This window comes from Levilactobacillus spicheri DSM 15429 (assembly GCF_001435095.1).
GTDB classification, from domain to species: Bacteria; Bacillota; Bacilli; order Lactobacillales; family Lactobacillaceae; genus Levilactobacillus; species Levilactobacillus spicheri.
In genome coordinates, this window is record NZ_AZFC01000028.1 from 45,774 (window position 1) to 70,145 (window position 24,372).

A 24,372-nucleotide genomic window follows, 5' to 3' on the forward strand; every position below is an offset into this window, starting at 1 on the left:
AAAACAAACAATTCAATTGTGCCGTAAGGAATATGTGATAAAACCAGCGAATATCAGCGGTGCGACAAAGGCTAAGAGGATGTCAACCCCGACTAGCCAATACCACTTAAGTGGGGTCTTCGGGGCGGCCTGGGCGCGATTGGTCGCCCGGTTGTGCGCTTTTTCGTAAACGGAAGCGGTCTGTTCGGCGGCCCGTTCCCGGCGTTTTTTCCGGTGCGGGACCGTGGGGGCACTGACCTGGCGGTTGTCTTCGAGAATCGCCCACTTAGCGAACGGGAAGCACAGCCAGCTCGCCAAGAAGTACCAGTCGGCCGGACCGAAGCCCGGGGTCAGGCGGAATTGGGCGTAGTTGAAGTGGCCGAGCAGGGCCAGCACCCCCACGACCAGCAGGCCGATGCCGGCCTGGCGGATCCAGTAATGTCGCGTCAATTTCATAACGATTTTTTCCTTTCCTGTTTTGCGGTAGAATAGCGGTAATAGCAATCATCATTAGTAATTGCGATGAACAGCGCTTCACGCCGGCGAGCAAGCTAGTGGTGATCCGTGCCTACCGGTCGGTCAGAATCAGGCTGGAACGTAGCCGGCACGACTTTGAGCTCCTCGCAAGGAACGCGATGATCTCAAAGCTCGGCCTTTCTGTAGACCGGGAAAAATCACCCGGTCAACAGAAACGAGGCTACTGAGCCCGCTTCTGACCTCCCTCTCGGCAAAGACTTTCCTGGCTGGCAACAAGTGCTGAATGCATTCGTACTGGTTGGCTCGCTTGATGTTCCTGATATTAATGATACCGACCGCCAATTAACCATACGCCATCATGATGGGTAACGGCTAAGCGGGTAAGTCCCCACGTGAATCCCGTTAGGTTGCCATCAATTGCCAGTCTAAGCGGAACAGAGGCGACTTGATGGTCGTGGTGAAATTGATGTTGGTCGGGGTCCTTTCCCGGCCTACATCAAGGACGAGCTCTGGAGACTCGTGGGCTTCGAGGCTCTGGAGTCGTGCCCACCTCGACCATCTTGCTCGCCGGCGTGGAGCGACAATCATTCACCATTCTGTCTCTCTATACAATCATTAGCCACGAACCAATCCATACATATTTAATGAGGTGATAACATGCCTAAGAATCAATTCAACCCAATTACCGCGGCCGGATACCGGCAGATTCAAGCCGAGATCGCCGCGCTGGAAACCGACCGGCCCCACAAGATTGCCAGCCTGGCCGAGGCCCGGGCCCACGGCGACCTCTCCGAGAATGCGGAGTACAGCGCCGCCAAGCGTGACCTGCGCCACCTGGAGAGCCGCCTGCGCTTTCTCAACAAGCAGCTCCAGTACGCCAAGGTGGTCCAGCCCAGCACCAACGACACCGTCGAGCTGGGCAAGTGGGTGACCCTCGAGTTCCTCGACGATCACGACACGGCGACCTATCAACTGGTCGGGGCGGCCGAGGCCGACCTCGACGCCGGCAAGACCACCCGGGTCTCTCCCCTGGGAAAGGCCATTACCGGCCATCATCCCGGTGACACGGTCACGGTCCACGCCCCCGCCGCAAGCTACGCCGTCAAGATTACGGCGGTCAGTCTCACGGCGCCCCAGGACTAATCCAGCGGTTTCTCATCTATTTCTAATCATATCATAGACCCGGCCAAATAACCGCGCCGGGCGTCAAATTTAAGGGGGATTTCCCATGAAAACGGGCTTACTTCTCGTGAACCTCGGCTCCCCGGCCAGCCCCGATACGGCGGCCGTGAAGCGCTACCTACGTGAATTTCTAAGCGACCAAAACGTCATTGAGCTGCCCAAGTGGTTCTGGCAGCCCCTGTTGCGGGGCATCATTCTGCCCACGCGGTCGTGGCGCTCAGCCACCTTTTATCAGCACATCTGGACCCAAAGCGGCTCGCCCCTGATCGCCTACACCCAGCTCATGACCGAACAGGTCCAGCAGGCGCTGCCCGACTGGGACGTGCGCTATGCCATGACCTACGGCGAACCGGACATCGGCGATACGCTGCGAGCCATGGCCCAGGACGGGTGCACCCAAACGGTGGTCCTGCCGCTGTTCCCGCAATACACTCAAAGCACCACCCAGCCGATCATCCAACAGGCCCAGGCGGCCGGCGTACCCATCACCATCGTGCGCCACTTCTACGAGCAACCGGCCTACCAGCGCATCCTGGCCCGGCAACTCCGTGACACCCTCTCGCAGCGCCAGTACGACGCCGTTTTGTTTAGCTACCACAGCATCCCCACCGCGATGGTCCGCCACGGCGACCCCTACCAGGCCGAGTGCGAGGCCACCACGGCCGGCGTCCTCGACTACCTGCCGGAGTTATCGCCCGAGCTGGTCACCACGACCTACCAGTCCAAGTTCGGCCCGATGCCCTGGCTCAAGCCCTACCTGAAAAACACGCTGATGCAGCTGGTGGAACTGGGCAAACGCAACGTGCTGATCATCACCCCGTCGTTTGTCGCCGACTGCCTCGAAACGCTGGAGGAGGACAACGTCCAAAACTACCAGACCTTCAAGGCCAGCGGCGGCGACGTCTACCAACTGGTCCCACCGATGAACGGGGACCCGGCCTTCAGTCAGTTCTTGGCGGACTTGGCCGTTGCCCAGTTAGGGGGCGCTGCCCATGCCCACGACTAGACCCGACCGCCCCAGCCTGGAAGAGATCAACGCCAGCGTGAAGGTCCCTAGCGCGTACGAAACCGGCTTTCTTCAGAAATTTTTAGCCTACAGCGGGCCCGGCGCCCTGGTCGCCGTCGGGTACATGGACCCCGGGAACTGGCTGACCTCGTTGGCCGGGGGGCGGCAATTTCGCTACACCCTGCTGGCCGTGCTGTGGCTGGCCATCGTGGTGGCGATGTTCATGCAGGCCCTGGCCATCAAGCTGGGGGTCGTCTCGCGGTTGGACCTGGCCCAGGCGATTGCCGCGCGGGTGCCCAAGCCCGGGCGCATCCTGCTCTGGCTGCTCAACGAGGTGGCCATGATGGCGACCGACCTGACCGGTGTTCTGGGGACCGCCATCGCCCTGAAGCTCCTCTTCGGATTGCCGCTGCTCTTCGGGATCCTCCTGACGATTCTCGACGTCTTGGTGGTCCTAGTCTTCCTCCGGTTCGGGATTCGGCGCATCGAATTCATCGTGCTGACCGCCATCCTGACCGTCGGCGTCATTTTCGGCCTCGAGGTCATCCGGGCTCACCCGCACCTGGGAGCCATCGCGGCCGGGCTGGTGCCGACGCCGCGCCTGGTCACCAATCACAGCGAACTGGTCTTGAGCCTGGGCATCCTGGGGGCAACCATCATGCCGCACAACCTCTACCTGCACTCGTCACTGGCCCAGAGCCGGCGCTACGACTACCACGACCCACACCAGGTCAACGAGGCCCTGCGCTTCGCCCGGTGGGATTCCAACGTCCACCTAGTAGCGGCCCTGATCATCAACGCCCTGCTGTTGATCCTCGGGGGGACGCTGTTCTGGCACACCGCCGGCCACCTGGCCAGTCTCCAGGACGTCTACCTGGGGCTCAAGGACTCGGCCGTGGTCGGAGTCCTGGCCAGTCCCGTGATGAGCTGGCTCTTCGCCTTCGCGTTACTGATCACCGGTCTGATCTCGTCGATCACCAGCACGTTGTCCGGGCAAATCGTGATGGAGGGCTACTTACATATCCGCCTGCCACTCTGGCAACGGCGGCTCCTGACCCGGGCAGTGACCCTGGTGCCGATCCTGCTGGTCGGTTGGTGGGTCGGCTTTCAAGACCAGGCCTTCGAGCAAATGATCGTCTACGCCCAGATTGCCCTTAGCATCGCCCTGCCGTTCACGCTGTTCCCGTTGATTCGCCTGACCAGCGACGATACCCTCATGGGACCGCACGTCAACCACCGCGGAACGCAATTACTGGGCTACGCACTGGCCGGCGTCATCACCGTACTGAACTTGGAACTGATTGGGTCGCTGTTTTAGCAACCCAATATCAAAAAGCTGATCCTGGCAACAATCTGTCAGGATCAGCTTTTTATAAACTGAACTTCAATCGAAACGGACGACCAGCTTGCCGACCACCCGATGGTCCTTGATCCGCTGCAGCCCCGTCCCCAGGTCTGCCGGTGTCAGAATCTGGGTGACCAACGGATCAACCTGCTTCTGGGCGACCCGGGCCAGCAGGTCGGCCGTCATCCGCCCGAGATCGGCGACCTGCGCGGGATCACCACTCCGGTGGGCGCCACCCAGGTCCAGATTGCTGACGGTCAGGGCCTGCGCCGGGTCGACCTGCGTGGGCGTGTCCAACACACAGACCAACTGGCCGTTATAGGCCAACCGCGGCAGATCTTTCTCCGGATGACCAATCGTGTTCACCACGAGATCCACCCCGTGACCCGCCGTTAATCGTCGGACCTCCCGGGTCACGTTCACCTGCCGGTAATCCAGGCAGGCGTCCGGGTGTAGCGGGGCCACGAAGGCCTGTTTCCCGGCCGACACCGTTGTCAAGACCCGTTTACCCGCCGCCTTGGCCAGCTGCAGGGCCATACTACCGACACCCCCGGCGCCCGCGTGGATCAGGACGGTCCGGACGTTCGCCAAATTAGCCTTGCGGAACAGGGCTTGGTAGGCGGTCAGCCCGGCACACAGGCTGCCGGCGGCCTGCTCAAAGCTCACGCCCACCGGAATGGGTGCCAGTGCGGCGGCCGTGGCGACCACGCTCTCGGCAAAGGCCCCGTTCACCGCCAGGTTGCCGTGACCACAGACCCGTTGCCCCGGTTGAAAGGCGGTTACGCCCGGTCCGACCTGCTGAATCACGCCGGCAACGTCCAGGCCCAGGGTGTGGGGGAACGTCCAGGCGGCAACCCCCTCCTCGACCACCTTGTAGTCGACCGGATTCAGGCCGACCGCGCGGGTTCGAATCAAGACCTCGCCGGCGCCGGGCGTGGGCACCGGCCGCTCCTGCCAGACCAACCCGTCAATTGTTCGGCTGGTCGCCGTGGGAACCACGAATGCTTGCATTGTTCGTCCATCCTTTCTGTGACGCGTTTAGTCCCATTGTACGCGCCAATCGCGTCGCCCGCACCATCAAAAAAGCCGCGTTGACTCAACTCTGAAGAGTTCAGCCAACGCGGCTTTCGTTTTCATTCAGTTTAAGCAGCCATCACGGCAATCGTGAGATTACTTGAGTGGCTTCCATTGCCAGTCGTTAACCTCTGGCAAGTCGGTCCCAACTTCACGAATGTAGGCATTGTGCTTAGCCACCATGTCTTCCATCCGTTGTGCGAAGTAAGCGCCCTTAACGGCGTACTCTGGGATGTCATTGACCGCTTCTTCAGCCAAGTGGAACCGGTCCAGATGGTTGAGAACCCGCATGTCAAATGGCGTGGTGATATCACCGTTTTCACGGTAACCATGAACGTGTAAGTTGTGGTTGTGACGGTCGAAGAACAAGCCCTTGATCATGTCTTCGAAGCCGTGCCATGCAAAGATGACTGGCTTGTCGGTCGTGAACAGACGGTCGAATTCTTCGTCGGAGATTGCCCGTGGATCCAACTTCGGTGAACGCAGCTTCAAGATGTCGACCACGTTGATGAAGCGAATCTTCATTTCTGGGAATTCGTCATGCAAGATGGAGATCGCAGCTAAGGATTCCCAAGTTGGTTCCGTCCCGGCAGCCGCAAAGACAACGTCTGGTTCTTGACCTTGGTCGGTCGAAGCCCAGTCGATGTAGCCTAACCCGTTGTTGACCAAGTTCGTGGCTTCATCAATGGAGAACCATTGTGGCCGTGGGTGCTTGGACGTCACGATCAGGTTGATCTTGCTGCGACTCTGGAAGGCCACGTTCCCAACGGCCAACAGGGTGTTGGCATCGGCTGGCAAGTATTCCCGAATTAATTCAGGCTTCTTTTCAGCCAAGTGCGTCAACATACCTGGGTCTTGGTGCGTGTAACCGTTGTGGTCTTGTTGGAACACAGTTGACGTGTCGATGAAGTTCAAGGATGGGTAATCGTGCCGCCAGTCTTGTTCAGCAGCCTTCCGCAACCACTTCATGTGTTGCGTCAACATGGAGTCAACGACCCGACCGAAGGATTCGTAAGTGGCGAAGAAGCCGTGACGACCGGTCAGAACATAGCCTTCCAACCAACCTTCAGCTTGGTGTTCGGACAGTTGTGAGTCGATGATCCGGCCTTGTGGGGCCATGTTTTCATCGTTTGGTTCGTGGATGTCTTCTTCCCATTGACGCTTCCCGTAATCCAGAGCAGCGTACAACCGGTTAGACTTGGTTTCGTCAGGTCCGAAGCCCCGGAAGTTATTCGGGTTCAACTTCATGACGTCCGCCAGGTATTGCGACCAGACTAACATGTCTTGCGCAATCGTCTTACCGTGTTCCGTGGTGTCGACCGCGTACTTCTTGTAGTCAGGCAGCTTCAAAGGTTCTGGCTTGATCCCACCATTGGTGATTGGGTTCATGGCCATCCGTTGGTCACCCTTAGGCGCCATGTCACGGATTTCTTCCTTCACAGAACCGTCTTCGTTAAAGAGTTCTTCTGGCTTGTAAGACTTCAACCAGTTGACCAATAAGTCGGCGTGTTCCATGTCACCAGCAGCAACTGGAATTGGCACTTGGTGCGCACGGAAGGAGCCTTCGATTGGGTTGCCGTCCAAGTCGTGCTTTGGACCCGTCCAGCCCTTAGGGGAACGGAAGACGATCATTGGCCAGTGTGGCAACGTGTTATCGTTGTTCTCACGAGCGTTCTTTTGGATGGCCTGAATCTTTTCGATGGCTTCATCCATGGTCTTGGCCATGTCTTCAGTGACCCGCATGTAGTCGGTATCGTTTTCGTCGATTTCGACGAAGTGTGGTTCCCAACCCATGCCCTTGAAGTATTCGGTGAGTTCTTCATCGGACATCCGGGAAAGGATCGTTGGGTTAGAAATCTTGAACCCGTTCATGTTGATGATTGGCAGAACCGCACCATCTTTGATTGGGTTAATGAACTTGTCAGAGAACCATGAAGCGGCCAATGGGCCAGTTTCAGCTTCCCCATCACCAATTTCAACAGCGGCGATGACGTCGGGGTTGTCTAAGATTGCCCCAGTCCCGTGAGACAAGCTGTAGCCAAGTTCCCCACCTTCGTGGATGGAACCTGGGGTCTCAGGAGCGGCATGGGAAGCAACACCACCTGGGAAGGAGAATTGCTTGAACAGACGCTTCAGGCCTTGTTCGTCTTGAGAAATGTTTGGATAAATTTCACTGTAGCTACCATCAAGATATGAGTTAGAAACCATCACTTGGCCACCGTGACCTGAACCTTCAATGTAGAACATGTTCAGATCATACTTTTGAATGACCCGGTTTAAGTTTGCATAGATAAAGTTCTGCGAAACAATGGTGCCCCAATGTCCGATAGGCTTGATCTTAACGTCATCAGAAGTCAGGTCACGCTTTAACAGCGGGTTGTCACGCAAGAACAATTGACCAACAGAAAGGTAGTTGGCTGCGCGCCAGTACTTGTCAACGCCTTCCAAGTATTGCTTGGAGTCGTAGTTCGTCTTTGCTGCCATGTAATTAACACTCCTTCTTTGAAATCGTCACTGCATAATCTAGTTGATAGAAAATGTGTAAAATTTATCTCGTATTGAATACCGGGATGTTTTTTACAGTCCCTATCTTACAACGTTTTAGATAAAAGTCAACCTTTTAGCAAATTGATACGGTCCAATTATATAAAACGCAGGCCCACGACCGGGTCGGCCCCCTTTATTATGCCAAGAATCACGGTCAAAAGCGACGAAAGCGGCTCACCCCGACCATTTTCCTGACAGAATCCCGCACCATCCCCATTCTCGACGAACACCGGAAAAAATGCACCCGCTTTGTCTTCGTTGCGCTGGTCGCCGAAGAAATACGGTTGGTGGGAGCCAGCGCTCCACGCCGGCGAACAAGCTGGCCGTAGTGGGCACGCCCATCCAAAGTGATTCGGGTCAAAATAATGGGTGTCATCCTTGATAATCTCTTATTAGCCAATAAAAAAGAACGAGATATCACTCGCTCTCTTTTGCAAACTATTAATAACGATCGATTACTTAACGTGAGCGTATGCTTGTGCCAAGCCTAACTTATCACCCGATGATAAGTTTGCATGCCACTCATTCCAATTCATCATACTCCCCTTAATGTTATTGGATTCGTTAAGACCCAGCCCGAATGCAATCACTGCGGTTGCGTATTTCACTTCCAGGTCCGTACCACTAACGACGAGATTATCCTTTTCAATATAAACTTGTTTCCCACTAACTTTTTGGCTCAATCGTAAATGCATCTTTTTAATGACCTTTTTACTCCCGCTTCCTGAACCCTTATACGGCAACGTAGCATCCTTGCCTTTGAATTTTACAACCGTGCTCATCGTCATTTTGGCCTTTTTCTTCGATGTTGCCTTTAATTTGATCGTCCCGTTGTGATCGAATTTATGAATGGCTTTAGTCCAAACCTTTTTCCAATGCTTGGACGACCCGTTTATATGATATGTAATTGTGCGTGAAGTAAAGTGACCGTAACTTGGCGAAGCCGTTGCCGCATTCGCTTGGGTTACTCCGCCAAACGTAAGCATTCCCATGACGACGGCACCCGTAATAGCGAGCTTCTTCAATAATTGCTTTTTTAACATGATAGTTCCCCTTTCGGACGTTTAATATGGCCAGAATATCACAGAGGGGCGACATAATATGGCGTCTCGAAAATTAAGCATTAAGAGAATTCTGAGTCATCCTCAGTGTTGATCTGGGCGCCAATCAGGAGCGTCCATTTGGGTAACGCAAAGGTCCTTGAAAAATCACAAAAAAAAGACCAGCCACGCCAGTTTGGTCGTGATCGGTCATTCGAAATTAACCAATGAATATCTGTTTTGGGTGCATTTTTTCGACCCGTTACCAACACCTCAGCCCGCCTATTCCTCGTCCAGAGAGACGAAGGTGTTATAGTTCAGGTACCGGTAGTGCAGGCGCATGTTCGAGACTTCGAACGGCGTGCCGTCGTCCAGGAAGAAGATGCCTTCCATGATGCCCACGGGTTCCACCGGCTTGAGCTTCAGCAGGTGCTGGTCGTCCGCGGTCGACGGGGCCGCCTGGATCGACATGAACGACTTGGTCACAACCTTGCCCTGGCTCTCCAGGTAATTGAAGATAGAGCTCGCGACCGTTTGCTGCGAAAGGTTCGGGGCGATCTTGATGGGGATGTACCCCGTTTCGATCATGAACGGCTGGTCGTTGAATAACCGCAGCCGCTTGATCTCGTACACAAAGTCGCCGGGATTCAAGAACAGATCCTGCTGAATCTCCGGGCTGGCCGGCACCACGTTAAAGTTCAATAACCGGATGCCCGGCGTGTTGCCTGCCGACTTCATGCTGTCCGTAATTCCCAAATTTGAGCCTTCATATTGAAAAATTGTTTGATTTTTCATATATAATGGGTTTATAAAGGTTCCAGAACCCCGTTTTTTAAAGATGATTCCCTGATTCGCTAGGATGCTCAGCGCCCGCTTCACGGAACTGCGACTCACACCGTAAGTTTCGCTCAGGCTTCGTTCGTCGGGCAACCGCTTATTAGGAAATTCATTGTGGTGGATGCGCTGCTTCAAATCGCGCATGACCTGTCGATAGACTAAATCTGCCATGATATCTCCTCATTACTGATCAACTAGACGCTTCTCTGTGTTAGAGTATAACAGGTTTTGCGGGTAGTGTCTGCTTTTTGCTTAAAAACGACCGTCCCACTTATTTTTAAAGAGCGGTCCAATTATAATTCTTCGATTCGAAAGGTGATGCCAGATGGCAAAGAAAAAGAAAGCCAAACGTTTGCACAAGACGTTGGTTGAACAGATTCTCGATAAGAACAAGGTCCCTTACAAACAGTACGAGTTCGCGACCCACATGGCGGGTGACACGGCGCAAATGGACGTCGATCACGCCGAAGTCGACGAGCACCGTATCTACAAGACCCTGGTCTTGGGTGGCAACGTGACCGGGCCGCTGGTCGGCGTCGTGCCGATCGACGAACACCTGGACGAAAAGAAGCTGGCCAAGGCCTCCGGTAACAAGAAGGTCGACATGATCCCGCTGAAGAACCTGCTCAAGACCACCGGTTACGAGCACGGGGCCAACACCCCGGTCGGTATCTGGGAAAAGAAGCAGTTTCCCATTTACCTAGACCAGACGGCGCACGAACAGGGACAGATCCTGGTCTCTTCGGGCCAAATCGGCCGTTCCGTCGAAGTCAACGCGGATGACCTGGCGACGCTGGTTCACGGGACCTTCACCGACCTGCTGGAGTAATCCATGACCGTCGACTATGCGCTCATCTTTAAAAACCTGGGGATCGTCGGGCTGTGGCTGATCGTCATCCCGTTTAGCTTCATCGCCCTTCTGACCTACATCAACCGCAACACCAAGCACTACCTGGCCAACGGGTTGGGCGTCGACAGCGAGCTGTATCTGGGCTGGCTGGGTATCTTCTTCCACGAAACCAGCCACCTGCTCGTGGCCCTGCTATTCGGTCACCACATCACGGCCGTACGGCTCCTGAAGCGGCCCCATCCCGACCGGCGCGATGCCAACGGCGACCCCGACCTGACGCTGGGGTACGTCAACCACACCTGGAACCAGCGCAACTGGTATCAGAACACGGGGAACCTCTTCATCGGCATCGCACCCATCTTCGGGTGCACGCTGGTCCTATTGGGGCTCACGGCGCTGTTCCTGCCGACCCTCTTCTCGGGGATTATCGCGCTGACCGCGACGCCACTAAGTCTGGACTGGGAGAGCTTCCGCGAGGCCATCGTCGGAGCCAGCGACCCCTGGTGGCATTGGCTGGTCATGCTGATCCTGGCCATGAACATCAGCGTAGGCGGCTTCGACCTCAGCAGCGCCGACTTCGCCAACTCACAGGTCGGCCTGATCGGCTTTACCAGCGTCCTGGCCGCCATCACCGTCGTCCTGACCCTGTTTCAGTCCGCGACGGGCTGGCTCACCGGCATCGCGGCCGTCATGGTCGTGGTCAGCGTGGTGCTGACCTTCTCCCTGATTGTCTCGGTGCTGGCCAACCTGCTGGTGCGGCTGGCCTTACAGGTGAAATGGCATTAACGCTTTATTCAAATACACATAGTGCCAGTTGAAATCAGCGGAGACTGTCGATTGCTTCCGCTCAGCTGGGCCGTGACGACCGTGGGCACGACTTCGAGCCACGGAAAACCACCGTGTCTTGAAGCTCGGCCTTGTGGTAAGCCAGCTGAAAAACGCTGTCTAACCACAATTTCACGGTCTGGGCCCATCTGAGCTCCAGCAATCTTGATGATAGCAATAGTCCTACTATCTTGTTTTAACTGCCACCATAGTAGAGCGGCGTTGGTGTCTTTCCCCGCGTTTAGCACAGAAAACACCGTCGACAGAACGACAAATCAATGGCACCACCGTTTTACGAACCATTAGCCCTACGTATATTCAAATAAAATCACCACCTTTTTCTTATCAAAAGGGTGGTGATTTTTTTAAGTCTCTTTCAAAGGAAAACTCTTCCGGTAAACCAAATCGCCATCTAATAAAATTGTCCGGTGGCTGTGCTGATCAAAAATCAGACTATCTTTCAATAGATTCACGGCTTGCTGTCCCAGCTCGTCCGTGTTGATGTGAAAAGTCGTCAACGGTGGCGACACGTAGCGTGCAATGTCGTTATCGTTGATACTGATTAGCTGTGTATCGACCGGTACTGTAATCTTATTTTGATTAAACGCCTGTAAGACCCCCACGGCTAACGGATCAGATGCCACTAAAAATCCCTTCGGTAACGGCTGCTGGTCTAAAGATTGAGCAATTCTCATCCCCAGTGCGTAACCACTTTCCACCGAAAAATTATCTCCAATGAAGACAAACCGATGATCAAACACCTGACGCTCCCGCAAATCGCTCTCAAAGTATTTCTGTCGGCTGTCAACCCGACCAGTTACTTGCGGATTACTCGACCAATAACGCCCGCCGATAAACCCAATTGGGCGACACCCCTGTTCTAGAAATAAATCAATGGCCCGTTCGGTCATGGCCTGAAGATTGGGCTGAACCGAGTTAAACGCGTGCGAATCCGGATTTGAATCGACAAATACCCGGTTAGGCGATAGTTGTCGTAAACAGTCAATATCCGCCGACTGAAATTGACCGACCGCCATCACACCATCAACCGTGGCGGGAATCTCTGCCGCTTGATGATAAAAAGTCAACCGTAACCCTGCCTGTTCACCATAAGTAACGATGCTCTTTCGTAAATCACTAAAGTACACATCTTCTAATTCTTGTTGCGGCTGAACGGCAAACACAACGCCAATCTGGTACGAGCGCCCATGTGTCGTATTCGGTTTTTGATAATTTAGGGCCGCTGCAGCCTTCAGAATCCGTTTTCGCGCTGTATCTGAAATTGAAAACGAGGGGTCATTATTTAATAACCGTGAAACCGTCGCCGGTGAATAGCCTGATTTCGCCGCAATCTCCCGAATCGTTGCCATCGTCTTTTGGCTCCTTTCTGTTTACTTAAGTTAACTAATATCGGATAAAACCACTGTTAATTTCTTTTGTTTTATTATAAATAATACGCTTACATTGCTGATGTATCAACCAATGATTCACCGTAAACAAAGCTAAATTTTGTTTACCAATCTTTAGTAATTATTTTGTTGAAGCGCTTACATTTACCGACTAACGCGTCTATATTGAAAAGTGTTCAATCAGTCTCATTAACGTGTAAATGAAAGCGAGTGTAGAAAGACAATGTCTAATCCATTAAAATTAACCCATTTTCTTCACGGGGGAGATTACAATCCAGACCAATGGCTTGATCACCCTGAAATCATTGACCGTGACTTCCACCTATTTCAACAGGCACACCTTAATAGCATCACTCTGGGCGTCTTTTCCTGGGCAAAGTTAGAACCCAGCGAGGGCCATTACGACTTCTCATGGTTGGATGATATTTTCGACCGAGCCGAAGCTCAAGGAACTCACGTCATCCTAGCAACTCCCAGCGGAGCGCGTCCGCGGTGGCTAGCTGAAAAGTACCCAGAAGTCTTACGGGTCGACAATCACGGTCAACGACAACACTTCGGAGAACGTCATAATCACTGTTACACGTCCCCCATTTACCGTGAAAAAGTACAGACCATCAATCGCAAATTGGCAGAACGTTACGGCCATCGCAAGAGTCTTCTCATGTGGCACATTTCAAACGAATATGGCGGTCAATGCTTCTGTGACCTTTGTCAGGCAGCCTTTCGTGATTGGCTCAAGGCAAAGTACCACTCATTGGATTGCTTGAATCACGCTTATTGGAGCAGCTTTTGGAGCCACACTTACACCAGTTGGGACCAGGTTGAAGCACCTTCGCCATTAGGCGATCAAAGCGTTACGGGGTTAAACCTCGACTGGCACCGTTTCGTGACGGACCGGACGATTGACTTCTTTGAGAATGAAATCAAGCCGCTTCGCGAATTGACTCCCAATATCCCCGTCACCACCAACTTCATGGGGGGCAATCCTCCAGAATCCCACGTGTTCACCGACCTGGACTACCAGAAGTTCGCCGAACATGTGGACATCGTCAGCTGGGATTCTTACCCTAACTGGAGTAACGACTACGAAAGCACCGCCCAATTGGCAATGAAGACCGCCCTGATGAACGATGAGATGCGCAGCCTCAAGCACGATAATTATCTCATTATGGAAAGCACCCCTTCACAGGTCAACTGGCATCCCTATAACCGGTCTAAGCGCCCGGGAATGCATGAAATGGGCAGCCTTCAACAAATTGCCCACGGCGCCAACTCGGTCATGTACTTCCAGCTTCACCAATCGCGTGGCGCCTCCGAAATGTTTCACGGCGCGGTCATCACGAACAATCTGAGTGACCAAACCCGGGCCTTCAAGGATGTCACCACGGTCGGTCACGATTTGCAACAGTTAACCGGCGCCGTAGCCACCCATCGACGGGACGCCCGGGTGGCCATCGTTTTCGACTATGACAATATGTGGGCCTTAGACGATTCCCGTAATTACGCCAACGCCACTAAGCAGTACTGGCGGACGATTCAGGAACACTACCAATACTTCTGGGAACATGACATCCCCGTCGACATTGTCAAAACGGCCGACGACTTGACCCCTTACACCTTGGTCATTGATCCGATGCATTTCCTGATGGATCAGGCCTTCGCCGCAAAACTTAAAGCATACGTTCATCAAGGCGGCCATTTAGTCGGCACCTACATCACAGGCATCGTTGACCGGAACGACCTGGCCTATCAGGGTGGCTGGCTGCCCGATTTACAAGCAACCTACGGCTTAACCGTCCAGGAAACGGACACCTTGTATCCCCACCAGCACAACACACTCAAGGCATTCGACAAGACCTACACCACCAAAGACTATAGCGACCTCTTGGTTCTAGATGGCGCTGAACCACTGGGAACCTATGAGCGCGACTTTTACGCCGGAACGACTGCTATTAGCCGCCATCCGCTGGAGCAAGGTGCGGCCTACTATCTCGGTTGCCGTACGGATACAGACTTTCTAGAAGACTTCTACCGGTCTCTCGACCGCTCGTTGAAATTAACACCGGAGCTCCCGCTTAAAAAGAAAACGCCTACCGTTTCAATTCAGGTACGCGAAAACGCCACAGCCCATTTCTACTTCGTCATTAACTTCAGCCATCAGGCCACGACCATTCAACTTACCCAGCCCCTTACGGATGCGTTAACTCACCAACCGGCTGATTCGACACAAGAACTCCCGGCCTATGGCGTACGTGTCTTTACGGATTCACAAGATTAACTACAAACGAGGTGCTTTTTGATGGAACAAGATGTTGAAACAAACACACCAGCCAAAAAGAGACTTTCCTGGCATCAGGTCAACGAAGGAATCGCCTTCGCGCTAGGGAATCTTGGGCATTCAGCCTTTTATGGTGCGTTAAGTACTTACTTTATTGTGTTTGTCACGAGTGGCATGTTCAGTGGATTGAGCACTCAGGTCGCTAACAGATTAATTGGTCTGATTACTGGTCTCGTCGTGGTCATCCGCTTAGCCGAAGTGGTTGTCGACCCAATACTAGGGAATATCGTGGATAATACTGAGACCCGTTGGGGGAAATTCAAGCCCTGGCAATTAATCGGGAGCATCGTGAGTTCAATTTTACTCGTCATTATCTTTACGGGTATCTTCGGGCTCGCTAAGGTCAATTGGCTCCTTTTCGCCATCGTCTTCGTGATTCTCTTTGTCACCCTGGATATTTTCTACTCCTTCGCCGACGTCTCCTACTGGGGCATGGTTCCCGCTATCAGCGAAGATAGTCATGCCCGTGGTATCTTCACGGCGCTCGGAAGCTTTACCGGATCCATCGGCTGGAATGGGCTGACCATGATTGTCGTCCCGATTACCACCTACTTCACCTATCTTGCCACTGGGAAACATACGCAGGGACCCCAAGGATGGTTAGCATTTGCCATTATTGTCGCCATCGTGGCGGTCCTCTCAGCGGTTTCCGTTGCCCTCGGGACTAAGGAAAAAGATAACGCCATTCGTCAGGCCGCTAAGCAAAAAACATCGATTAAAGATGTCTTTGTCGGCATTATTAAAAACGATCAGATTTTATGGATTAGCCTAGCTTATCTGCTCTACTCTTTAGCTTACGTTGTTACGAACGGGGTTCTCTTTTACCTCTTCAAGTTTGTCATTGGCAAGCCAGGTGAATTTTGGATTGCCGGTGCTGTGGCCACAATCGTTGGGTTTGCAACGGCGCCACTCTACCCCATCCTCAACAAATTCATTCCTCGAAAGATTCTATATACCGTTGGTCAAATTTGCATGATCCTTTCCTACATCATCTTCATTACTGCACGGACGAACATGGCCCTGCTTATTGTGGGATTAATCTTGTTCAACTTCACGTTTGCCCAATTAGTCGTCGTCTTATCACTGACTGACTCCATCGAATACGGTCAATTGAAAAATGGTAACCGCAACGAGGCGGTTGTCTTAGCGGTTCGGCCAATGCTTGATAAAATTACCGGGGCATTCTCTAATGGTATCGTTGGAGCCATCGCCTTGGTCGCCGGAATGACCGGAAGCGCCACCGCCGCTGATATGACGGCTCACGACATTCATACCTTTGAGGTACTGGCTTTCTACACGCCGTTAGTCTGCGCGATTCTTTCACTTCTCGTGTTCCTGTTCAAAGTCAAAATCACTGAAAAGAAACACGCCGAAATCGTCGATGAATTACAGGCCAAGCTCGCAACGGACACTCTCCCACATTCAGCAACAGCCCAAGCAACCAAGGCGACCACGCAAGCACAAACCATGGTTCTTGCACCAGTTAGTGGCCGGTCACTTGCCTTACAAGACGTGGTTACGGAAGATGGTCACGGACTCCCCGGAACTGGTTTTGCGATTCAACCAAGTGATGGAACATTGTACGCGCCATTTGACGGAACGATTCGGTTTACCTTCTCAACCAAGCATACGCTGGGAATCGTTTCAACGACCGGGCTCGAAACCATCATTCACGTGGGACTCGGAACCGTTAACCTACGAGGCGCCGGGTTTACGACCTATTACCAAGACGGTCAGATTGTTCACGCCGGCGATCGGTTGATGACCTTCGACCGCAACCTCATTCGTCAACGTGGATACGATGACGTGGTCGTCACTTTCTTTACGCAACCACGCCAGATCACAGCTACGGATAAAGTTGCCCCAACCACCGTAACCCACGGTAATCCTGTTCTAAACGTTACGTTCCAGGCACCACAGTCTTAAACATGCGTATCTTAAGGCGTCGAACTCACACACGAGCTCGACGCTTTTTTACTCCTCATCCCTTTCCCCCTTTACGCATTCTAAGCTATAATCGACGTAACCAGTTCCATCGCCTAAGGAGGCGCGCTATGACACAACCCGCAATCACCATCACCAACATCATCTGGGGCTTCGACCGCACGACCCACCAGGTCACCGTGCTCCTGCTCAAACGCGCCGAGGCCCCCTTTCAAGGCTACTGGGCGCTCCCCGAGACCACCCTGCGCTTCAACGAAAGTGCCGACGAAGCCGCCCTGCGGTTGGTCCGCGAGAAGATTGGCCTCAACCTCGACAGCTTTCACACGGAACAGCTCGCGACCTTCACCCATCCCCGGCGGACCCCCCAGCAGCGGACGCTCTCGCTGGCCTACATGACCTTTCTCCCCGAGCTGCCGGCGCTGACCCCCGGTTACGGGGCCACCGCCGCCAAGTGGTTCACCTTCACGCCGCAAGCCGACCGTTACCAGGTCCAAGCCGGCCCGCTGACCTTCACCACCCAACCGGCCACGTCCCAGGCGAGCTACTACGCGGCCCTGGCGAAACGCACCGCGACCCCGCAGACGGCCCTGGCGTTCGACCACGATTGGATCCTGACCGTGGCCTGCGACCGAATTCGCAACAAGCTGGACTACCAGCCCAACATCCTGCTGATCCTGGGACCGGCCTTCACCCTCAAGGCCGCCCGGACGGTCTTCGCGGCCTTCCTCCGCCTCGACCTCACCGCCATCGACAATTCCAACTTCAAGAAGAACCACCAGCACCTGCTCACGGCGGTGGGCACCACGGCCGCCACCCACGCCGGGCGCCCCGCTAAATTGTACCGGTTGAATTATCTGGCTTGACAAGTCGCCCACGACCGCCTATATTTAAACCTAAGTCGAATAAAAGTTGATTCGACTTTTATTTTTCTGCTTATAAAAGTATTTTTTACTTTATTTATTTTGGGGGAATTCTTTCATGTTTAGCAAGACTTACCGGCTCTTATTCATCGTGGGCACGGCCTGGCTCTTTGATGCCATGGACGTCGCCATGTTGTCCTTTATCATGCCACTGCTCAAGACGGAGTGGTCGCTGTCGCCGTTGCAACTGGGAACGGTCAGCGCCGCCACGTCCGTGGGGATGATCTTCGGGGCGGTCATCTGTGGTATCCTGGCCGACCGCTTCGGCCGCAAACACGTCCTGATCTACACGCTGATGCTCTTTTCGTTGGGGAACCTGCTGCTGACCGTAGCGCCCAACGTCAACGTCTTCATCCTGATCCGCTTCATTACCGGGATTGGCCTAGGTGGCGAACTGCCCGTGGCGGCCACGGTGATTGCCGACCACTACCACGGCACCCAGCAGTCCCGGATGCTGGTCCTGGCCGATAGTTTCTGGGCCATCGGCTGGCTGCTGGCCTCCGTTCTGGCCTTCTACGTGATGCCGCTGGTCGGCTGGCGGGTGACCGTCCTGCTGACCGCCGTAACGGTCCTGTACGCCCTGATGATGCGGCGCCATCTGCCGGTCGACCAACCGTCCGTGGCGCCCGCGCGACCATCCTACAAGGTCCTGTGGCAACCGGATTACCGGAAGCAAACCCTGCTGTTGAGCGCCCTGTGGTTCATCGTCATGCTGACCTACTACGGCATGTTCCTGTGGTTGCCCAGCATCCTGGTCATGCGCGGCTTCACCATCGTCCACAGCTTCGGCTACACCCTGTTGATCACTGTGGCCCAGCTCCCCGGTTATTACCTGGCGGCTTACCTGATGGGCAAGTTGCAACGCAAGACCGTCCTCTTGATCTACCTCGTCGGCACCGTCATCAGCGTGCTGGCCTTTAGCGTAGCCAACAGCGACCTGACCGTCCTGGCCAGCGGCGCCTGGTTATCCTTCTTCGACCTGGGTGCCTGGGGGACGCTGATTGCCCTGACACCGGGCCAATTTCCTCAAGCCATCCGGGGGACCGGGATGGGCACCGCCCAATCGATTGGGCGCATCGGCGCCACGATTGGCCCCTACATGGTCGGCCTCTTGTTGCAGTTCAAGCTACCGCTGACCGCCATCTTGAGCGTCTTCATCGGCTTCCTGATCATCGGGATCGCCCTGCTGGCCTTCGGGGTCCACGATACCGCACCCGTTTTTAAAGGGGGCTTGAGCCATGACCCTAACGACTAGCACGTTAACGCCGGCCCTGCAGGCCTTCCTGGACGAAGACCTCGGCACCACCGGGGACCTGAGCGCCAGCGCCTTTCAGGACCGTCACGTCATCGGCCGGATCATCGCCAAGCAACCCGGTATTCTGGCCGGTCAAGCGATTCCAGCCGCCCTCTACGCCCTGATTGACCCCACCGTGACCTACCTGCCGACGTTCTTGGACGGCGACCTGGTCCAATCCGGAACCGTCATCGGCCACCTCAGCGGCCCCGCCACGGCCCTACTAGCCGGCGAACGGACCCTGCTGAACCTACTGCAGCGCATGAGCGGCATCGCCACGGCGACCCACGCCGCGGTCGATGCCCTGAACAATCCGCAAATCGACATCCTCGACACCCGCAAGACCGCTCCCGGACTCCGGCTGTTCGACAAATACGCCGTCCAGTGTGGCGGCGGCCTCAATCACCGCATGGGGCTGTACGACGCCGTGATGCTCAAGGACAACCACTGGCGCCTGATTGCCGACCTGCCCACGGCCCTCCGCCGGTTACGCCACACGGTGGGTCCGACCAAGCTGATTGAGGTCGAGGTGGAGACCCGCGAACAACTTCAGGCAGCGGTTGATTGTCAGGTCGACATGATTCTCATCGACAACCAGTTGCCCGAGACGGTCCGCCATTGGCGCAGCCTGATTCCGGCCACCATCAAGGTCGAGGCGTCCGGGGGCATCACCCCGACCACCCTGCCGACCTACGCCCATACCGGCGTCGACTACATCTCCCTGGGGTACCTGACCAACAGCGTTCAGGCCCTCGACCTGTCGCTGGAGTTGTCCCTCGACTAGGAAAAATACCTGTACCTCTTAACCACGAGAAAGGCGCTCAAGTCCACAATGACCTGAGCGCCTTTTTTAATCCCCATTTTTACAATGCTTGAAGCGCCTGCCGGAGTTCGGTCACGGGACGGGCCAACTCGCCCGGATCGACCGCAGCGCCGCTCACGAAGGTTTCCGTCAGCTGAATGCCCTCGACCAACGGGGCCAGCGCCTGGATTGTGGCCGTATCGGCCGTGGGCAGGTTGACCACGATTGGCAGGTCACTGGCCGCCCGGATTGCCGCGATTTCTTGCCCCAAGATTGGTTGCGGCAACGCTGGCGACACGGTCAGGAAACCCCGGGCCGGTGCCACGACCGTCGCAATCCGCTCCGGCGAGGCTGGCCCCACAATGGTCAGTAGGTCCACGCCGTGACGAGCCAAACTATCCCGGAACTCGGCCGCCTCTTCGTGGGGCAGGTCGGGCACGATGATACCGGTGATGTCCAACGCGGCGACCCGGGCCGCAAAGGCGTCAAAGCCGTAGACGAACGGGATGTTCACGTAGGTCACCAGGACCAACGCCACGTTGCTTTGGGCCCGAATCGCCGCCACCGTCGCTAACGCCTGGGCGACGGTCAATTGCCCGCGCAAGGCCCGTTGGTTTGCGGCCTTCACGGCGGGGCCATCGGCGACCGGGTCCGAGAACGGCAGTCCCAGTTCGATCAGCTGGGCACCGGCCTGGACCTGGGCCAAGACGTTGGCCACCGTGGCGGCCGGGTTCGGGTCGCCAATCACGTTAAAGGGAATCAGTTGTTTCGTTGCGAATAATTTAGTCATGTAGATCAACTCCTCGGTAGTTGGCGACTTGGGCCACGTCTTTGTCTCCCCGCCCCGACAACGTGCAGATGATGATCTGGTCCGGGGTCATGGTCTTGGCGAGCTTTTCCGTGTAGGCCACGGCGTGAGAACTCTCGATCGCCGCGATGATGCCTTCCTTACGGGCGATGTACTCGAAGGCCTGCACCGCCTCTTCGTCCGTGATGCCCACGTAAGTCGCCCGGCCGCTCGCCTGTAGGGCCGCGTGTTCCGGCCCAATCCCGGGATAATCCAGTCCCGCCGAGATGGAGTAGACCTTGGCAATCTGGCCGTCCTGGTTCTGTAAGAACTTGGAGGCCATCCCGTGGAAGATACCGTCCGACCCCAGTTCCAGCGTCGCCGCCGTCTTGCCGGAGGCCAACCCTTGTCCGGCGGCCTCGGCCCCGTAGAGTTTCACGCTGGGCTTATCGAGATAGTCGGCAAAGCTGCCGATGGCGTTCGAACCGCCCCCGCAGCAGGCCACGATGGCGTCGGGCAAGCGACCCTCGACCTGCAGGATCTGTTGGCGCGATTCCTTCGAGATGACGCTCTGAAATTCGTGGACCATCGCCGGGTACGGGGCGGGTCCCACGGCCGACCCGATCACGTAGAAGGTGTCGGCCGCGTGTTGGGCCCAGTCGGCCAGCGCCGCGTTGACCGCGTCCTTCAAGAGTCCCTGGCCATCGGTCACCGGCACCACCTTCGCGCCCAGCAGCTCCATCCGGTAAACGTTGAGCCGTTGCCGGTCGGTGTCCTGCTTGCCCATGTAGATCTCACAGTCCATCCCGAACAGCGCGGCAATCGTGGCGGTCGCCACCCCGTGTTGGCCGGCGCCGGTCTCGGCGATCAACCGGGTCTTGCCCAGGCGCTTGGCCAACAGGGCTTGGCCAATCACGTTGTTGATTTTGTGGGCCCCGGTGTGGTTCAGGTCCTCGCGTTTCAGGTAAATTTTGGCGCCCCCGAGGTCCTCGGTCATATTCTTGGCGTAGTACAGCAGAGACGGCCGCCCCGCGTAGTCGTTCAGTAAGCGGTGAAATTCCCGCTGAAAATCATCGTCGTGCTTGCAGGCCTCAAAGGCGTCCTGCAAGCGAATTAATTCGGGCATCAAGGCCTCGGGAACGAATTGTCCCCCGTACATTCCAAACCGGTTATCTACTTTTTCTGTCATTTTACTCGCTCCTCTTAGGTGCTGATCAGTCGGTCATCAGTCAACTAAGCGGGGCCATCGTTTGCCTGGTCGTAATTTCATCGGCGCTCGCTCCTTACATAGGAATGCACAAAAAAATCCGTCCAACCAGTGAAGCCACTGATTGAGGACGGATTTTCCGCGGTGCCACCTCATTTGACCGGTCCTCGCACCATTTGTACGCCGTAACCGGTCCCCTTAACGAAGGGCCAACACCCTCCTGACAACTGACGTATGCCTCACGTACACCCTGACTCGTTAGACTTTTGGGGTGTCCCTCAGTGGTCCATTTGATTGCCTGCGTTCGACGACACTCTCAGCTCCGGTCGCTCTCTGGACGAGCATGACAATTTTGATCTCCACTTCAACGGTTTGTTGGACGAATTATTTGATTGACTAGAATCATACCGCCGACTTAATTAAAAGTCAATGAGTTTCTCATTTTCATTTCATGTTGCCAGCAAAAAAGGTGGCAGGACGTTCTGCCACCCTAAAATCACGCGTCTTGTTTCTGGTGTTTAAAGACCACGAAGTAGAAGCCAAAGTTGATGATACCCAGTAAGGCAATCAGCCCAAAGGCCAGCTGGCTGCCCCGCGCGGTGGCCGCCGCGTAGGACAGACCGCCGCCCTTGACCGACGACATCAGCGCCGCCAGGATGGTGGTCCCCAGTGAGCCGGCAAACTGTTGGCCGGTGTTGTAGATGGCGTTGGCGTCGGCCCGCTGACTCAGGTCGACCTCCTTGAGCCCGTTGGTCATAGTGTTACTGAAGGCCATCGACCGGCCGATACTGAACACGATGTACAGCCCGGCAATCATGATGACCGTTAAGCGTTGGCCCCACAATGTGAAGCCCAGCGCCGCCAACAGGAACAGGCTGCTGCCCAGCATGATCGGCAGTTTTGCCCCGTGCTCGTCCAGCAAGTGGCCGAACCAGGGTTGCAAAAAGGCCGTGATCAGGCTCCCCGGCAGCAGCATCAGTCCCCCGATCAGAGACGTGGCGCCGACCACGATTTGTGCGTAGTTAGGCAGCGCGAAGTTGATGCCGATGTTACAGAATTGCAGGATGACGTAGGCGAAGAAACTATAGGTGAAAATCGGGTTGCGGAAAATCTCCAGTTTTAACAGTTGCTTGTCGCTGTGCTTGGCCACCTGAACGTAAGCGCCCAGCGCTCCGATGCCCAGCACCAGGCCGCCCAGGAATTGCCAGCTCAGCCAGCCGGCGGTCGTCAGGCTGTTGACGCCCAGCATGATGGCCACGAAGGCCACCGCTAACAGCGCGAACTGCCGCCAATCGAACTTGACCGCCTTGGTCGGCGTGTACTGTTCGAGGGCATTCCAACCAAAAATCAGGATCAAAATTTCGACCGGCAGCGTGGCCCAGAAGATCAAGCGCCAGTTGGCCAGGGCGACCATCAGCCCACCGAACGTGGGGCCACTCGCCGGGGCGATCATCAGGATCAGACTGGACATCCCCATGTAGAAGCCCAGGCGGGACCGCGGCACGCTTTCCACGATGACGTTGATCATCAAGGGAATCGCGATGCCGGCACAGCCGGACTGAATCAGGCGTCCCAAGAGTAAGATCCAGAAGTTCGGTGCGAGCGCACCAATTAGGTCACCCAGAATGAACAACAACGCGCCGGCCGTGAACAACTGCCGGTTGGTGAACCGTTGCTTCAAGAAGGCCGACGTGATCATCAGCAGGGCCACCGTCAACAGGTAGCCGGTGGTGATCCACTGCACGGTGCTCAACGACACGTGCATGGTGCGCATCAGCGTCGGAAAAGTCACGTTCATCGACGTTTCCACCAAAATTCCAATGAAGGCCATCAAAGCGACCGCCGCGATGGCGACCAGCCGCTTCCCCGCGACCTTCTGCGGTTCCATATTTGCGGACATGTGAACATCTCTCTTCCCTTTTTTATTAGACTTGGTCTATCTTACGCGCTTTTACAAAAAATGTCATGAAGAAGTTGCGCACGCATGAAATGAAACCGCCCACATCCCCGCGTTTTAATCATCTTGACCAACAAAAAAAGTCCGGGAATCCCCCGGGCCTCTAAACCTGACTAAAATTACCAGACTGAACGGGTCCCTCCGCTTCACGCCGGCGAGCAAGATGACCGTCCAATCACCGTCACGAACAAGGCGGACTGTCAGCACTGGTTCATCTTATGATATTGCTGGTTATCTGAATTTAACGTTCTGCTAGTGAATCAGAAAACGGTCATACCATTGACTGCTCATTCTATCGATTCGTGTTTTTCGTACAAAACACGGAGAAAAAACGCCAACGCTACTCGACTACAATGGCAGGTAAGACGACGTAGCGGAATAACCACTATATCAAGATTGCTGGAGCTCAGATGGGCCAAGACCGTGACATTGTGGTTGGTCAGCGTTTCTCAGCTGACTTACCACAAGGCCGAGCTTTAAGACCCGTGATTTTCGGGGCTCGAAGTCGTGCCCACGGTCGTCACGGCCCAGCTGAGCGGAAGCAATCGGCAG

Annotated in this window: 19 protein-coding genes; 10 read left to right on the plus strand and 9 right to left on the minus strand. The window is 55.3% G+C overall.

Annotated features, from left to right (window positions below; genetic code table 11):
• Positions 1-12: 12 nt before the first annotated feature.
• Positions 13-435 carry a hypothetical protein gene (locus FD37_RS08260; RefSeq protein ID WP_045806217.1) on the minus strand — a complete coding sequence of 141 codons (423 nt, stop codon included), beginning with the start codon at positions 433-435 and terminating at the stop codon, positions 13-15.
• A gap of 678 nt (positions 436-1,113) precedes the next feature.
• Here FD37_RS08260 and greA point away from each other — a divergent pair.
• The 3 genes from greA (at position 1,114) to FD37_RS08275 (ending at position 3,962) form a co-directional block, all read left to right on the plus strand.
• Positions 1,114-1,599: a transcription elongation factor GreA gene (greA, locus tag FD37_RS08265; RefSeq protein ID WP_056964715.1), complete on the plus strand. Its 486-nt coding sequence runs from the start codon at positions 1,114-1,116 to the stop codon at positions 1,597-1,599.
• An 85-nt stretch (positions 1,600-1,684) separates the two neighbouring features.
• The gene (gene hemH, locus FD37_RS08270; RefSeq protein WP_056964717.1) at positions 1,685-2,644 is read left to right on the plus strand and encodes a ferrochelatase; all 960 of its coding nucleotides are present in this window, start codon (positions 1,685-1,687) and stop codon (positions 2,642-2,644) included.
• Positions 2,631-3,962, plus strand: a complete 1,332-nt coding sequence (locus FD37_RS08275; protein WP_056964719.1) for an Nramp family divalent metal transporter — start codon at positions 2,631-2,633, stop codon at positions 3,960-3,962. The genes hemH and FD37_RS08275 overlap by 14 nt, the downstream gene beginning before the upstream one ends.
• 66 nt (positions 3,963-4,028) lie before the next feature.
• Here the strand turns inward: FD37_RS08275 and FD37_RS08280 are convergent, their stop codons facing one another.
• From FD37_RS08280 to FD37_RS08295, 4 genes are all read right to left on the minus strand, one after another.
• Positions 4,029-5,000 carry a zinc-binding dehydrogenase gene (locus FD37_RS08280; protein ID WP_056964721.1) on the minus strand — a complete coding sequence of 324 codons (972 nt, stop codon included), beginning with the start codon at positions 4,998-5,000 and terminating at the stop codon, positions 4,029-4,031.
• 159 nt (positions 5,001-5,159) lie between these two features.
• On the minus strand, positions 5,160-7,547 hold the full coding sequence (locus FD37_RS08285; protein WP_056964724.1) for a phosphoketolase family protein: 2,388 nt from the start codon (positions 7,545-7,547) through the stop codon (positions 5,160-5,162).
• A 518-nt stretch (positions 7,548-8,065) separates the two neighbouring features.
• Positions 8,066-8,653: a hypothetical protein gene (locus tag FD37_RS08290; protein WP_056964726.1), complete on the minus strand. Its 588-nt coding sequence runs from the start codon at positions 8,651-8,653 to the stop codon at positions 8,066-8,068.
• Between the two features lie 279 nt (positions 8,654-8,932).
• A complete protein-coding gene (locus FD37_RS08295; protein WP_045806961.1) occupies positions 8,933-9,658 on the minus strand; it encodes a GntR family transcriptional regulator in 726 nt (241 codons plus the stop codon).
• Positions 9,659-9,812: 154 nt separating this feature from the next.
• Here FD37_RS08295 and ybaK point away from each other — a divergent pair, with 154 nt between their 5' ends.
• Both ybaK and FD37_RS08305 read left to right on the plus strand, forming a co-directional pair.
• A complete protein-coding gene (ybaK, locus tag FD37_RS08300; RefSeq protein WP_045806960.1) occupies positions 9,813-10,316 on the plus strand; it encodes a Cys-tRNA(Pro) deacylase in 504 nt (167 codons plus the stop codon).
• A gap of 3 nt (positions 10,317-10,319) precedes the next feature.
• Entirely contained in the window at positions 10,320-11,123 is an 804-nt protein-coding gene (locus FD37_RS08305) for a hypothetical protein (protein ID WP_056964728.1), read from the plus strand.
• Positions 11,124-11,527: 404 nt separating this feature from the next.
• On the opposite strand, the gene FD37_RS08310 is transcribed toward FD37_RS08305, so the two are convergent.
• Entirely contained in the window at positions 11,528-12,532 is a 1,005-nt protein-coding gene (locus FD37_RS08310) for a LacI family DNA-binding transcriptional regulator (RefSeq protein WP_056964730.1), read from the minus strand.
• Positions 12,533-12,794: 262 nt separating this feature from the next.
• On the opposite strand from FD37_RS08310, the gene FD37_RS08315 reads away from it, so the two are divergent.
• The 5 genes from FD37_RS08315 (at position 12,795) to nadC (ending at position 19,851) form a co-directional block, all read left to right on the plus strand.
• The gene (locus FD37_RS08315) at positions 12,795-14,849 is read left to right on the plus strand and encodes a beta-galactosidase (protein ID WP_056964732.1); all 2,055 of its coding nucleotides are present in this window, start codon (positions 12,795-12,797) and stop codon (positions 14,847-14,849) included.
• Between the two features lie 21 nt (positions 14,850-14,870).
• On the plus strand, positions 14,871-16,835 hold the full coding sequence (locus FD37_RS08320; protein ID WP_056964735.1) for a sugar MFS transporter: 1,965 nt from the start codon (positions 14,871-14,873) through the stop codon (positions 16,833-16,835).
• Between the two features lie 128 nt (positions 16,836-16,963).
• Positions 16,964-17,716 carry an NrtR DNA-binding winged helix domain-containing protein gene (locus FD37_RS08325; protein ID WP_056964736.1) on the plus strand — a complete coding sequence of 251 codons (753 nt, stop codon included), beginning with the start codon at positions 16,964-16,966 and terminating at the stop codon, positions 17,714-17,716.
• Between the two features lie 115 nt (positions 17,717-17,831).
• Entirely contained in the window at positions 17,832-19,028 is a 1,197-nt protein-coding gene (locus FD37_RS08330; RefSeq protein ID WP_056964738.1) for an MFS transporter, read from the plus strand.
• Positions 19,012-19,851, plus strand: a complete 840-nt coding sequence (nadC, locus tag FD37_RS08335; protein ID WP_056964740.1) for a carboxylating nicotinate-nucleotide diphosphorylase — start codon at positions 19,012-19,014, stop codon at positions 19,849-19,851. The genes FD37_RS08330 and nadC overlap by 17 nt, the downstream gene beginning before the upstream one ends.
• 79 nt (positions 19,852-19,930) lie before the next feature.
• On the opposite strand, the gene trpA is transcribed toward nadC, so the two are convergent.
• The 3 genes from trpA to FD37_RS08350 form a co-directional block, all read right to left on the minus strand.
• Positions 19,931-20,659 carry a tryptophan synthase subunit alpha gene (gene trpA, locus FD37_RS08340; RefSeq protein ID WP_056964742.1) on the minus strand — a complete coding sequence of 243 codons (729 nt, stop codon included), beginning with the start codon at positions 20,657-20,659 and terminating at the stop codon, positions 19,931-19,933.
• On the minus strand, positions 20,652-21,845 hold the full coding sequence (trpB, locus tag FD37_RS08345) for a tryptophan synthase subunit beta (RefSeq protein WP_056964744.1): 1,194 nt from the start codon (positions 21,843-21,845) through the stop codon (positions 20,652-20,654). Before trpB ends, trpA begins: the two co-directional genes overlap by 8 nt.
• Positions 21,846-22,359: 514 nt before the next feature.
• Positions 22,360-23,763, minus strand: coding sequence for an MFS transporter (locus tag FD37_RS08350; RefSeq protein WP_056964746.1), 1,404 nt, complete (start codon positions 23,761-23,763; stop codon positions 22,360-22,362).
• Positions 23,764-24,372 lie beyond the last annotated feature (609 nt).